The following is a 12,863-nucleotide window of genomic DNA, read 5'->3' on the forward strand; positions in this document are numbered from 1 at the left end:
ATTTAAACCCAATATGCTTGGGTTAAGAAGAATCGTAGGTTGGGTTGAACGAACGCGAACAGCGTCCCGTAGGGAAGTGAAACCCAACAAAGCCTTGATAATGTTGGGTTACGTTCCTCAAACCAACCTACACCAGTTTTATTTTTTAGCCTTAATCCAAGCGTATTGTATTTAAACCGTATACTGCCGATAGGGTGAGAATTCTTTTAGCAACTCCTGATAAATTCTATTTTTCGCTAGCAGTCAGCGCCAGGGCAATGTTTTCTGTAACAGTCAGCGTTTCAAATATACTAAACTGCTGGAACACCATCCCAATTAAGAGAGATATTGTCTCGACTAGGACTATTAATATTAATCTGTCGCGTATGGGGTATTAGAAAAGAGATATTCAAAAGTTCGTTGTGCCCTATTGGGTATAAACGTGTATCAATACTTAAGTTCTATAATATTTATCTGCAAGCGGAATTAAAAACTAAAAGTACTCCGCATAATGCCGATGGTAACTGAGTCACTATCTGGTGTATTACCAGGCTCAAATATCTGAATTATTCCTGGTGTAATGCTAATATTATCTGTTAGCTGAAAACGATAAAATGCCTCAATTTGAGTGGTCGTCCCTGGTTGTCCACCTGCACGTCCTAAACCTGTATTAATAAAATCAGGGACATTATTCCCTACAGATAAGTTGCTACTAGTGATTTTAGGAGGTTGGCCGACATAAATTCCCCCCAAATTTCCTCTAGCAAATAAATCAGGGAAATTTAGAAATACCATATAATTCGTCGTCTCTACATTTCCCGATTGCCCAGGAATGTAAGATTTAGTATAACCACCCCACGCACCTGCGGTAATACGGGGAGAAATTTGCCAAGTTAGAGTTGCACCCACGGCGTTGGTTTGCAGAGGTGCTGATTTTCCGGTACTGGTATTAACTGTAGTTAAGCATTCATCGCCAACAAAGGTTAGTAAACAACCATTTGAGGAGTAATTGTTAACGTAATACAAACTTAAATCTAGAGTATTGGTTGGTGTCAGCAGCAATTGCACACCTGTAGTGGTGGTTCCATCAAATAAACCGCTACCTTTACCAGGATTTCCTGGTTGATAACTAGTATAAATTGCCTGCAAACTAGCGCGTTTAGCAAATTGCCAATCAATAGCTATACCGCCGTGGCCATATCCCATATTTAAAATTGGGTTTCTTTGGGCAAAATAAGACAGCGGCCCTGTTGCAGCACTTTCTACCCGATTGGGGCCTCGGAAAGCAGCTGGCATACTTACGCCTTCTGTTCCCACCATTATTGCTAATCTATCTGTCACCAGCCAATGAAAATTGAGGTCACTTATAATCAAGCCATCTGTAGGAAATTCGTAACCAAGTAAAACATCATTTCGGGAAACACTATTGGTAAATCTAGGTGAAGTTTTTCCTCTACCATCTATAAGACCTGTAAACAAGTAACTGCTGGGAGTAATTTGGCTAGTTAAATATAGTTGCGCTAGCGATATAATATTAGTGTTTGTCCCTGCATCATTTGTATCTTTTTGTCCATCTCTAAGATTAACATCACCACGATTGTTAGTCCGTCCTTGAATGCCAACTATCAATAATCCATTGAGTTTGGTTGTTGTTGAGAATTGGTTGGCTTTGATTTCGGCGGTTCTGGCTTCTAAACTATCGACACGACCCCGGAAAGTTGCTAATTCAGGGGCAAATTCTGACTGCAATTTTTGGATTATTGCTAAATCTTTGCGGGTGACTAAATCGCTGGTGGCTGTAGCGATTAATTCGTTGACTCTATCTAAACAAGCATTCACACCGGCGGCAAATTCATACCGAGTTAAGGCGCGATTACCGCGATAGCTGCTATCTGGATAGCCTGCTATACAACCATAGCGTTCCACCAAAGACTGCAAGGCTTGGAATGCCCAATCGTTGGTTTGTACGTCCTTGAGTTGAGAAACCGATGTAACTTGCGCCATCGGATCTTCTGGGGAGAGGGGGAAAGAGGGGGATGAGGGAATAATATTATCGTTCTTAACTTTTGACTCCTGAGTAGTTACTGTATTTATGTACTCTTGTGCTAGTGCTTTTTGTGCAACTCCATTTACTCCGGCAATTAGTAACCATGCCAATATCCTGGTTTTGCAATGACTGCGGCTAATAAGTCTACCTTTCAACTTTTTACACTCGGCTCACATACTTAAGTGAAGAGTGTATTCGCGATCAGTTAGCGTTCACATGGGGATATTTACGGATTTTATCCAAAATTAGACTTAATGCTTCTGGGCAACTTCTGAAAGGACGAGTATAACAGGGGAGTGGGGAGTGGGGGAGTAAGAATTTTAGATTTTAGATTTTAGATTTTAGATTAAAGAATTGAAATTTAATCCAAAATTGAATTGCCCAATGCCTAATAAGTCTTATTGGATTGATTGAAAACTAATATGGCAAATCGGTCACGCAAGCTGAGGCCAAAAGCCTCTAAAGGAAATCAACCTCATGCTGGTGGGATGAAACGCCTCGCGAAAAAACCCCAGAAAAAGCTAAAACGGGGAAGTTGGTTGTCGTCAATACTAGCGATGTCTACGACGGGCTGCGCCTACGCAATTCTATTGAGTAGTGCTAGTCTAATTATGGCTTTTGCCTGGATTAGTGTTCTCTTCATCTTCAATCCAGATCAGGTAAGCTGGCTAAATAAAATTTTACCTGCATGGGTACAAATCCCCCTTGGTAAGCACGAACGCCCCCAAACTCTCAAACAAATTCAACTCGATTTAAGTAAGAAAAACCAAATATTTGGGGAAACTCTGCCTTTAAATCAGGATGCGGAAAACTCATTTTTACTGCCAGTTTTTCAACAGCGTGCTAATTGCCAATCTGATTGTGAAGAACTTGTGGAACTCAGGGTTTACGAACGCTCACAAGAGTTAGAGTTTAAATCCCAATCAGAAAACTACTACTATCTAGCGACTCAATTACCTATAACTGTATCAGAGGAATCCTTTGTAATTTCTCCCTTGCTTGATGGGACATCAGAACCCCAGGATATCAACATTTCCCTACCTTTAACTCAAGTGCAACGCTTTGAAGGTGGGACACCATCACCAGGAGTTTGGTTTAATTTGCGGGGTCAACGCCAACAGGGAACTGGTGCGTTCGCCTACGGTTACGTTGTATACTACAATCCAGAACGCACCAATTTACTACAAATGTTGTCTTGGATTAGTCCGAATGGACAATTGCCCAAATGGCAGCAGGTAACTGGTGATGCTACAAAAGAGTTAGTTGTTGATCAAACAGTAGGTTTAGAACCGCACTTACAGGTTTACCGAGTCAAGCCTCTGAAATTATTCCTCAGACCAATTCAATTGGAGGCGATTACTCTCAACTCACCAGCCCTCAAGGATTATGCATACCAAAACGCCCTGTCAATTGCCCGTAGTGGACTGTGGACACCAGCCTTTGAATGGTTGAAATTCATCAAGAAACAGCGCAAAGGAGTTTTGCCAGAGGCGGCGCAAGCGCAAATGGATTTGATTCGCTTGCATTCCCAACTTACTAAAACCCAAGCCCAGAAAATTTGGGCAAGTCCTAGTCAAGAAGTGCTGGCAGATTTGATTGATGGTCGCTGGGGCAAAGCTTTACAGCTATTTCAAGCGTCGCCACATAATGCCCAAGAAATTGCTACCCTACTCAAAGCTGATGAAAAACGGTTGTGGAATCGCACAGTGGCGGCGTTGCGGGTGAACCCAAATAGGACAGACGTGCAAGCTTGGTTCGCTTTGATTTTAACAGTTCAGCAGGGAGAAGAACATGCTAATTCCTGGTTAAAGGCGCAACCAGAAATTACAAAAGATAATCTTGTCTATATTCAAGGTTTGTTAGCAAGACTCAATGGTGAGAGTACAAAGTCATCCTCTACTCACCCTAGTCAAATTGTTGGTACAGTGCAACCAATTACTCAAGTCATCAACAGCGAATGGCTGCAACTAAATTCCCCAGCAGATTTGAAACTCACAAATAACCAAGCTTGGTATCAGGTGGAAGTGAGTGCATTTAATGACGGGAAACGCTGGCTAAATTCCCCCTTTGAGAATTTCAACCCACCCAAAACTCCCCCCGCCAAATTTTTCTGGGAAACTTTGGGAATCACTTCTGACCCTGAAATCCAGATTGTGTCCTGGTTGCCAAATGGAGAACAAAAAATTACTATAGCCGCTATCAAAGCGGTGCAACTACGGGGGAAAGTTTTGCGCCTATTAGCTGCTGGCCCAAAAATTCTAGAGAATCGAAACGATGTTCTCCAACCCAAATCTTTAGCCTTGACAAATGCAGCACTGGAATGGGTGCAACCATCTCCAATCACTTTACAACAAGTGTATCAACATAATCCGCAAGGGGTGAAGGTAATTTTATCGAGTCTGTGGCAATCTTTACAGCAATCTGGTGAACTTCCAGGTGGTGCTATTCCTACCTTTGAGCAGATGCAAGAAAACTTGGGTGATTGGCCGGTTCAAGTGATTGATTTAACAAATAACGCTCAACCAGAAATAATACTGACTATCTCAGTAGAAGAAATAGCATCCTTGAATCAGCCTAAACCTGGAATTCCGGGGAAAAACACAGAGCAACGCCGTGAACGGACTATAATTTTGTCTGATAGTAATAAAGTTATTTACACAGATTTTACAGGAAATTACTTACAAAAACTCTCTGCGATCGCCAAGCTTTCAGGCGGGCAATCCTTAGCTTTACTTGTAGAAAATGCCCATAACTACAGTTTGAGGCGCTGGTCAGAGAAAAATCAGCGCTTTGAATAGCAGGTTCCTTACCAAAATTTAGCCCCTGACTAAAATTTAGATTAGAGAGGGGAAAAGCTCCGGCGTAGCCCGTCGTAGACATCGCTATCTACAAGAGTGACTTATTCTTGTTGGTTAGTGTCGGCTAGACGTTGGTGCTTCAGGTTTTCCAACTGCTGCAACAGGGAGTCTACCTCTGCTTGTAAATGCATAAATTTAGCTTGCTGATCGTCTTGATAATAAGACTTGGTTAACTGAGTCACCCAGGTAGTCTGGGACTCGCGATCGGAAACACTAGATAAACAAGTAGGCATCGCTAATTAAATCCACAATTTAACTCACACCATTAGAAATATTATAATAATTCTCTTTTCAGCTTTATTATAATATTGGATATTTTCAATCAATTACTCTAATGGATTTCAGGTTCAATCATAAGAGACGGTGATCATAATGGCTGTGTTCCAGAGAATATATCGCCCCAAGTGTGCAAAGCTTCGTTCCACTCGACGGTACTTAGCAATACTTAATTGATAGCCTGTTAAGGGATTTCCAATAAATAAATTATCCATCTTTTGGGGTGGGACGAAAAGCCCGCCTTAAGCTATGGGCAGCCTTTTTCACCCACCGCACAAGAAGTAGTTGAGTATTTTTTTATTTCTCAGTCCTTAATTATGGTTGTATAAATTATTTTGTACTTTAAGGAAATTTACGCAAGAAATTAGATAGACTATATTTCGTTAAACCGAAGGTCGCGGTCGCGGTTATGATAAACTGACATTCTCAAATAAAATAAAAATAGCAAGTAAAACGCCTGCACCACAAAAAATAATATTCTTAATAATATACGTTTGGAATTAAGGAACTCTCAACTGCGAACTGGCAAAGAAAAATTTACTTTCTTCCTCTTCCCGATTCTGCGGTTCCTTTTCCCACACTTTCTAAATATCCGATCCTTACATTAAGAAATTTTAAATCCCGTGACTTTGAGCCTGTCTACTGCTAAATCTCATCGCCAACCCTGGCCCGGACTGATAGAAGCCTATCGTGAATACTTGCCCGTCAGCGAAAAAACACCGACTGTCACTCTGTTGGAGGGAAACACACCCCTAATACCAGTGCCAGCGATCGCAGAACGCATTGGCAGACAAGTGCGTGTTTTTGTAAAATATGACGGTCTCAATCCCACCGGTAGCTTCAAAGACCGGGGGATGACTATGGCAATTTCCAAAGCTAAGGAAACAGGGGCAAAAGCAGTGATTTGTGCCAGTACGGGCAACACCTCAGCCTCCGCCGCCGCTTATGCAAGGCGTGGGGGAATGAATGCCTTTGTGTTGATACCCGAAGGTTATGTGGCGCTGGGCAAGTTAGCCCAAGCATTACTCTACGGTGCAGAAGTATTGTCAATTAAAGGTAATTTTGACCAAGCGCTAGAAATTGTCCGCGAAATGGCCGAAAGCTATCCGGTCACTTTGGTGAATTCCGTCAATCCCTACCGCCTAGAAGGACAGAAAACAGCAGCCTTTGAAATAGTTGATGTGCTGGGTGATGCGCCAGACTGGCTGTGTATCCCCGTGGGCAATGCGGGAAATATCACAGCATATTGGATGGGATTTTGTCAATATCATCAAGATGGGAAGTGCGATCGCTTACCCCGAATGATGGGATTCCAAGCCGCAGGTGCAGCCCCCTTAGTACACGGTCAGCGAGTGGCGCATCCCGACACCCTAGCGACAGCAATTCGGATTGGCAACCCTGCTAGTTGGGAGTTAGCTGTTGCAGCGCAAACCGCAAGTCAGGGAAATTTCCACGCCGTTACCGATGCAGAAATTCTCGATGCTTATCGACTTTTGGCAGCATCAGAAGGTATCTTCTGCGAACCTGCTAGCGCCGCTTCTGTAGCCGGGTTGTTGCAGGTGAAAGACCAAATTCCTACAGGGGCGACAGTGGTTTGTGTCCTCACAGGCAATGGTCTAAAAGACCCAGATACAGCCATTAAACACAATTACAGTCAATTTCAACAGGGTATTGCAGCAGAATTGGGCGCAGTAGCCCAGGCAATGGGATTTTAGCACTCTGGCACTAAAAGCGATCTACTGAAGCTAATTGAAAAATTGCGTAGGCATCAGAACTTTCCCAGAGGAATTTTGAATTTTGAATTCGGAGCGAAGCGACGTGACTCATTCTACTGATATTGCCACCTTAGCCGGGTGGATGGCAGCTGACTTTAGCAATCAAGAACAAGCTTTTGAAAATCCGCCTTTTTATGCCCACATTCGCGTGTGTATCCGTCCCCTTCCCTTGGAATTGTTCTCAGGGGTAAGTTTGTTTCTCGAACAAGCTTATGATTTTATGCTCAATCAACCCTACCGGATGCGGGTAATGAAGTTGATTCCGGCAGAAAACCACATTGTTATTGAACACTACACGGTTAAAGAAGAACAAAAATTTTACGGCGCATCTCGTGATCCCGAACGTTTAAAAGTTTTATCCGTTGATCAATTGGAAAAAATGCCAGGTTGCAACATGGTTGTAGAGTGGACAGGTAATAGCTTCAAAGGTAAGGTTGAACCTGGTAAAGGCTGCATTGTGGTTCGTGACGGCAAAAATACTTATCTGGATAACGAATTTGAGATTGACGCTAAAGAATTTTTCAGCCTCGATCGCGGAAGGGATTTAGACACAAATGAACATCTGTGGGGTTCTATCGCCGGCCCATTTCACTTTGTCCGTTGGAGCAGTTTTGCCGATGAAGTTAAGGTGTAACAAGTGAGAAGTTAGGAGTTAGGAGTTAAAAGTTAGGAATTAAAACTCATCACTCTCCTGAATCTACTAGGAGTTGTTTGTAGCATATAGTCAACTTGTGATCAGAATTTTCTAGCGATCGCCTAAAGACTACCAGAAACATCGAGTTAACCCACTATCTCTAGCTCACAATCCTATGCAATCATGGTTTAACTAGCGCCCTATAGCTACTGAATGGTGACTAAAACATCTTAGAAACATTAGAGTAGTTCAGGGAATCCTGGTGTGGCTGCATAGCCAAGTGGTAAGGCAGAGGTTGCAAAGAGTCAACCTTACCTACTATACTAACCATGCTAACTAGGTACTAACTATATACTATTTATAGCTACTACTGAAGTCAATACCCGGTCAATACCCGGTTAATACCCAAGATACTACCCATTAAAATACCCTCTCTAGTACATTACTAAGAGGGTTCAATATTCCTTAGCCGCTATTACATTTCTGGTAGCTCTATAGGTATTCCATTACCCGCATAATGCTTAAGAATGATAGCTGGGCTGTTTCCTACCAACCTAGCAACTGTAGAGACTGGATACCTCTGTGCCAACATTAAAGTAATGAAAGTATGCCTAGTATTGTAAAGACATCTGTAGCGGTTAATAGCGCCTGAGTCCATTAAGCCTTGTATTACCCCTCTGTAAGTCTTATCGCCTGCTCTACCGCCTTTCCAGACCTGAGTACTGAACTTGGTATTGTTAACCATGCCTCCATTAGGACTGGTAAATACTGATGTATCCTTAGCCGCATCAGCAGGTTTAATGGATAGTAATAGCTCTCTGAGTTGGCTATTACAGGGGAACTTTCGAGCCTTACCTGTTTTAGTACCCTTCCTAACCTTCAACCCAGAGTCATAGGACTCGCAGAAGGTTATCTGAGTACATTCCTGGTTAATATGCCCCCATGTTAGCCCTATTGCCTCTCCTGTCCTGCAACCTGTCCAGAATAAGAACTTGACAAATGGGGCATAATGCGGTCTAGTCACCTCAAATGCCTTAATGATGCTATGCATTTCCTCCCTACTAAATGGGTCAATAGCATCCGCATCATGCTTTGGTAGCTTAATATCCTCTGACATGCCAGCAAATGGGTTATCCTTGACCATACCAGAGCCTACAGCCCATTTACAGCAAGCGGCAAGGTAGGTTATGACTCTCTTAGCTGCATTAGGGGATAGGGTAGCTAATAGATGGTCTCTGATAGCAATAGCCTCATTCAAGTCCTTAGTAGGTAATGCAGCAATATGGTTAGTATATTTCCTTGCATAGTCCCTTCGGTAGGTAGTTGCAGCGAGTTGAGGTTCCATATAAGCACAATATGCCGCCCATAGCTGTGCTAAGTCTTGCTGAGGTTGATGAGGCTTGACTATGGTTAGCTGAGGTCTGTTGTAACCCTCTAGTCTGTTCTTGTAGCGCTCTAGTGTGCAGTCAAACAGTCCGGTAGCTATTTCCTCATCCATTAGTGCGACTAGCATTCTCATCTGTTTTCTGTTATAGTCAGATGCATCTAGACCTGTCATCATATACCTGCTCTGACCTTGCTTGGTCAGCATGGTAGGCAACCTAAGCCTTAGTTTACCTCTATGGTCTTCTATGCCTACTGTACCTCTGGCTTGTCTAGTTCTTATGGGTTGTACCATATTAAGCTAGCCTACTACCTTTGCCTTACCTAATGGTAGCTAAAGGGTAGCTAAATAGCAAGAGGAAAGCTCAAAACAGGTCTACAGAAAGGATGGCGGCATAGCCAAGTGGTAAGGCAGAGGTCTGCAAAACCTCCACCCCCGGTTCAAATCCGGGTGCCGCCTTCTAAGAAATATAAGCATTACAGGGCTTTGAAGCCCTTTTTTAATGGTAGTTGTAGGGCTTGTTTCCAGAGCCTTCCAATATTTTTGGAGTAATTTTGGGTAGTTTGGGTAAAGAACTGGGGTAAATTTGTAAGCTAAAGGTATTTACCCCAATATACATTTCTGGGGTAAAGGAACAAGGTAAAGATTTTTACCCCAGTTAATTAACCTTATGCAGTCTAAAAAATCTCAAAGTATCGCAATCACATCGCCAGTTTCCCAAATAAAACATTGGATGATGCGATCGCAATTCCAGATTATCTCATTGCAAATCTTAGCGCTAATGCAGCTAAACGTACTTTGACAAACATAAATGCTTGCTGTGATTGGGCGCTTAAAAGTCAGTTGATTAAATCAAATCCTTATTAATAAAGTTATTTTTTTACCAACTATTTGGGAGAATAGTAGTAATTATTACAATTCCTACAACTGAATGAGATTAGGTTGAGTGTGAATCTTGATTAAGCTATTTATTTGTCAGCCGATCATAAAACTAAAATGAGTGTTTTCTTCTCAGATGAGGCGATCGCTAAGTTAATTCAGGAAGATGTTTCCTACCTAGATTTGACAACCTACGGACTTGGCATTGGCAAGCAACCTGGTGAAATCGAGTTTTCTACCCGTCATCCGATGACCATTTGCGCTACTGAAGAAGCAGCCAGAGTATTAAAATATTGTGGTGCCGAAGTTCATTATCAAGTCGAAAGTGGTACAGTCTGCCAAGAAAAGCAATTAATTCTTCAAGCTAGTGGCACTGCTGAAGCTTTGCACAGTGGCTGGAGAGTTGCTTTAAATTTGATGGAATACGCCTCCGGCATTGCTTCGCGTACAAGAGTATTAGTAGATACTGCTTTATCAGTAAATCAGTCTGTTTCTATTGTGACTACTCGTAAATGTTTTCCAGGTACTAGAGCGCTTTCCATCAAAGCAGTTCTAGCTGGCGGGGGATTTTTTCATCGCTTAGGATTATCTGAAACAGTTCTGATCTTTAACCAACACCTGATATTCCTGGGAGGTATAGTTGCGCTAATTGAGCGCATGAATGAACTGCGACGACAGTTTCCAGAACAACGTATTTGCGTTGAAGTAGATACACCAAAAGATGCTTGGATGGCTGTTCAAGCAGGTGTAGATTTAATTCAGTTTGATAAAATTCCCCTACCAGACCTTGAGCCTCTAGTTTTGAAGTTGAAGCAGCAGTATCCAAACTTAAAACTAGCAGCGGCTGGTGGTATTACCTCTGAAAATATAAAAGATTATGCTAGCAGTGGTGTAGATATTTTAGTGACAAGTTCACCGTACTTTGGTAAACCGTGCGATATTGCAGTCAAAATGACGATGGCACAGTAGTGCATTTTTAATTTAGTTTGAATACTTAAGATTGCAGTTGTTAAAACGCAGGAGTTGAGCCAGAAAGAATAGTGTTTACGCAAGGCTTAGAACGGAAGTAGAGTAGGCGTTTTACGAAGCTCTTAAGTAGTTGATGAAATAGAGCGATAGACGGTTATATCGCTCTCTTCACCGCACCTGTGAACCGTTCCACTAGTCTATTGGTTGCATACACTACGAGTCTAGTAGCTGGATAGTTTTGCTCCAACTATAGTGTCGGCACAACTACAACCCTTCTCCATAAATCGGACAGTTTTCTAATTTACAGGTAAATCTCACTTATGAACACTTTATTAGCTTGATAGTAACCTATTTATAAAGCAAATAATCACAGCAAGTTTATATACAAGATTAAGCTTCACTATTTTAAAAAGAAATAACAATTAATTTTGTTAGCGTTTGATTACCAAATAAGATGGTAATTTACTCAATAAGTTGGTATTATCTTCATTAGATTACACAGATACACTTATCCATTTGGAAAAACGCAAATCTAACAAGAGGTTTGCGGCTAACTTTGGCGTCAGGATTCATTAGTTTTTAATATGAGTTATTAAAAACTAACTATTTAGTAGCGTTTGGTAAGGAGTTGAAAGTTTAACGATAGAACCGTTTTGATTTTTATCTAACAGAACCTATTGTCAAATTGCTCAATTTTGGCGATAACGATACTAATTTTTGGTGAGCAAACAGCTTTCAGCAAAACAATCTAGTTTTTTCAATATTCAATAGTAAACGGAGAAATGTTTTATGCGTTTTACCCGCACGATACCCATTGCGTCTTTAATGCTATCGATACTGGTTTTATGGCAGCCTACTTTAGCTGACTCAAGAAGTAGTCTTCCCTCAGAAAAAGAAGAAAAAACACCTTCTGTCTGGGATAAAAATAAGTGTCTTGGAGGTGATTCGCAAAGTTTTCGCTTAGGTGGAGAACTCAATAATCCAACCACTTATAACTTGCAAAAACTGCAAAAGTTACGAGATACTTTAAAAAAACAAAATCCAGCATTAGTTACTGAAATCACTGTGAGCTTTCAAACCGGCTCAGGGCCACGAACAGAAACATACTATGGAATCCCTCTATGGGAATTAATTAATAATCCGAAAGCCGGAGGTGGTCTAAAACCTGGGAATTCTGGGGTGAATTCTAAAAACTCTTTTTTGAGGCAATATGTTCTAGTTGACGCCACAGATTGCTATGGTGCAGTCGTAGCTATTGGTGAAATTCAACCTAACTTTGAAGGGAAAACAGTGCTAGTTGCATTTGCAAAAAAAGGTAATGATGGTAAAATCGTGCCTTTAACAGACGAAGGATTTGCTCGTTTAGTAGTTCCAGGTGACAAAGCTGGAGGTCGTTACGTTAGTAATGTGACAAACATCGTCATATTATCTGCTCCTGCTTCTCCTTTGAAACCAAAATATTTCTGATATAGAGACTAAGGTTGTCAATCTCAATAATATCAGCAATAACTTCTGGAGACATTTGTAAGTCTATTGAGTATGACTGGTGTAAAACTTGTTTTACGCCCACCATATCTTCAATAATTAACAAAGCCCAATACGGTTTGGATAAGCTGTTGAGGCAGGGGAGGGAAAAGAGTTATTGAGTAATAATTCTTTCTCAAGAACTGCTCAATAACTGCTTGCCTCAACTGATAACTTTCTTAACCGAGGATTATAAGTAACAAAGTCAACATTTGTCTATATAAAGTAATTGATTGACATTTATCCAATTAAGTTGGTAATGTTAGCTTTGAGGATAAAATACCCAAAAACTTGAAGATTTTAGCGAACAGATGAAAAAATATTTTTTGACAGGTTCTTTGGCAGCTTGTGCCTTTAGTGTTCTGATACCAAATCAAGCTTTTGCAGCTAATCTCAACTTATATGGAGCAGGTAGTTTAAGAAATGCACTAACGGAAGTCAGCCAAGACTTCACCCAAGAAACAGGAATAGGAACGAATACATTATTTGGCCCATCAGGGATTAGAGAGCAAGCAATAGAAACAGAACTCCAACTGGG

The 12,863-nt window shown here is 41.4% G+C and carries 8 protein-coding genes, 1 tRNA gene and 1 pseudogene; 7 read left to right on the forward strand and 3 right to left on the reverse strand.

Going from position 1 to position 12,863, the window contains the following annotated elements:
* Positions 1–465: 465 nt before the first annotated feature.
* The gene (locus tag HWQ23_RS03170; RefSeq protein ID WP_292823454.1) at positions 466–2,139 is read right to left on the reverse strand and encodes an iron uptake porin; all 1,674 of its coding nucleotides are present in this window, start codon (positions 2,137–2,139) and stop codon (positions 466–468) included.
* A gap of 309 nt (positions 2,140–2,448) precedes the next feature.
* On the opposite strand from HWQ23_RS03170, the gene HWQ23_RS03175 reads away from it, so the two are divergent.
* Positions 2,449–4,824, forward strand: a complete 2,376-nt coding sequence (locus HWQ23_RS03175; RefSeq protein WP_292823432.1) for a hypothetical protein — start codon at positions 2,449–2,451, stop codon at positions 4,822–4,824.
* Between the two features lie 101 nt (positions 4,825–4,925).
* Here the strand turns inward: HWQ23_RS03175 and HWQ23_RS03180 are convergent, their stop codons facing one another.
* Entirely contained in the window at positions 4,926–5,117 is a 192-nt protein-coding gene (locus HWQ23_RS03180) for a hypothetical protein (RefSeq protein ID WP_292823434.1), read from the reverse strand.
* A 666-nt stretch (positions 5,118–5,783) separates the two neighbouring features.
* On the opposite strand from HWQ23_RS03180, the gene thrC reads away from it, so the two are divergent.
* Positions 5,784–6,875 carry a threonine synthase gene (thrC, locus tag HWQ23_RS03185; RefSeq protein WP_292823436.1) on the forward strand — a complete coding sequence of 364 codons (1,092 nt, stop codon included), beginning with the start codon at positions 5,784–5,786 and terminating at the stop codon, positions 6,873–6,875.
* 103 nt (positions 6,876–6,978) lie between these two features.
* Positions 6,979–7,569, forward strand: coding sequence for a chromophore lyase CpcT/CpeT (locus tag HWQ23_RS03190; protein ID WP_292823438.1), 591 nt, complete (start codon positions 6,979–6,981; stop codon positions 7,567–7,569).
* 475 nt (positions 7,570–8,044) lie between these two features.
* On the opposite strand, the gene HWQ23_RS03195 is transcribed toward HWQ23_RS03190, so the two are convergent.
* The gene (locus HWQ23_RS03195) at positions 8,045–9,247 is read right to left on the reverse strand and encodes a site-specific integrase (protein WP_292823440.1); all 1,203 of its coding nucleotides are present in this window, start codon (positions 9,245–9,247) and stop codon (positions 8,045–8,047) included.
* A 94-nt stretch (positions 9,248–9,341) separates the two neighbouring features.
* Here HWQ23_RS03195 and HWQ23_RS03200 point away from each other — a divergent pair.
* The 4 genes and pseudogenes from HWQ23_RS03200 to HWQ23_RS03215 all read left to right on the forward strand — a co-directional run.
* A tRNA-Cys gene (locus HWQ23_RS03200) sits at positions 9,342–9,412 on the forward strand.
* A 537-nt stretch (positions 9,413–9,949) separates the two neighbouring features.
* A complete protein-coding gene (gene modD / locus HWQ23_RS03205; RefSeq protein WP_292823442.1) occupies positions 9,950–10,801 on the forward strand; it encodes a ModD protein in 852 nt (283 codons plus the stop codon).
* A gap of 789 nt (positions 10,802–11,590) precedes the next feature.
* Positions 11,591–12,268 (forward strand): hypothetical protein, encoded by a 678-nt coding sequence (locus tag HWQ23_RS03210; protein WP_292823445.1) that lies wholly within the window; start codon positions 11,591–11,593, stop codon positions 12,266–12,268.
* 368 nt (positions 12,269–12,636) lie between these two features.
* Positions 12,637–12,863, forward strand: a pseudogene (locus HWQ23_RS03215) (molybdate ABC transporter substrate-binding protein); the annotation flags it as partial.

The sequence above is a fragment of the Nostoc sp. JL33 genome (assembly GCF_017114985.1).
GTDB lineage: Bacteria > Cyanobacteriota > Cyanobacteriia > Cyanobacteriales > Nostocaceae > Nostoc.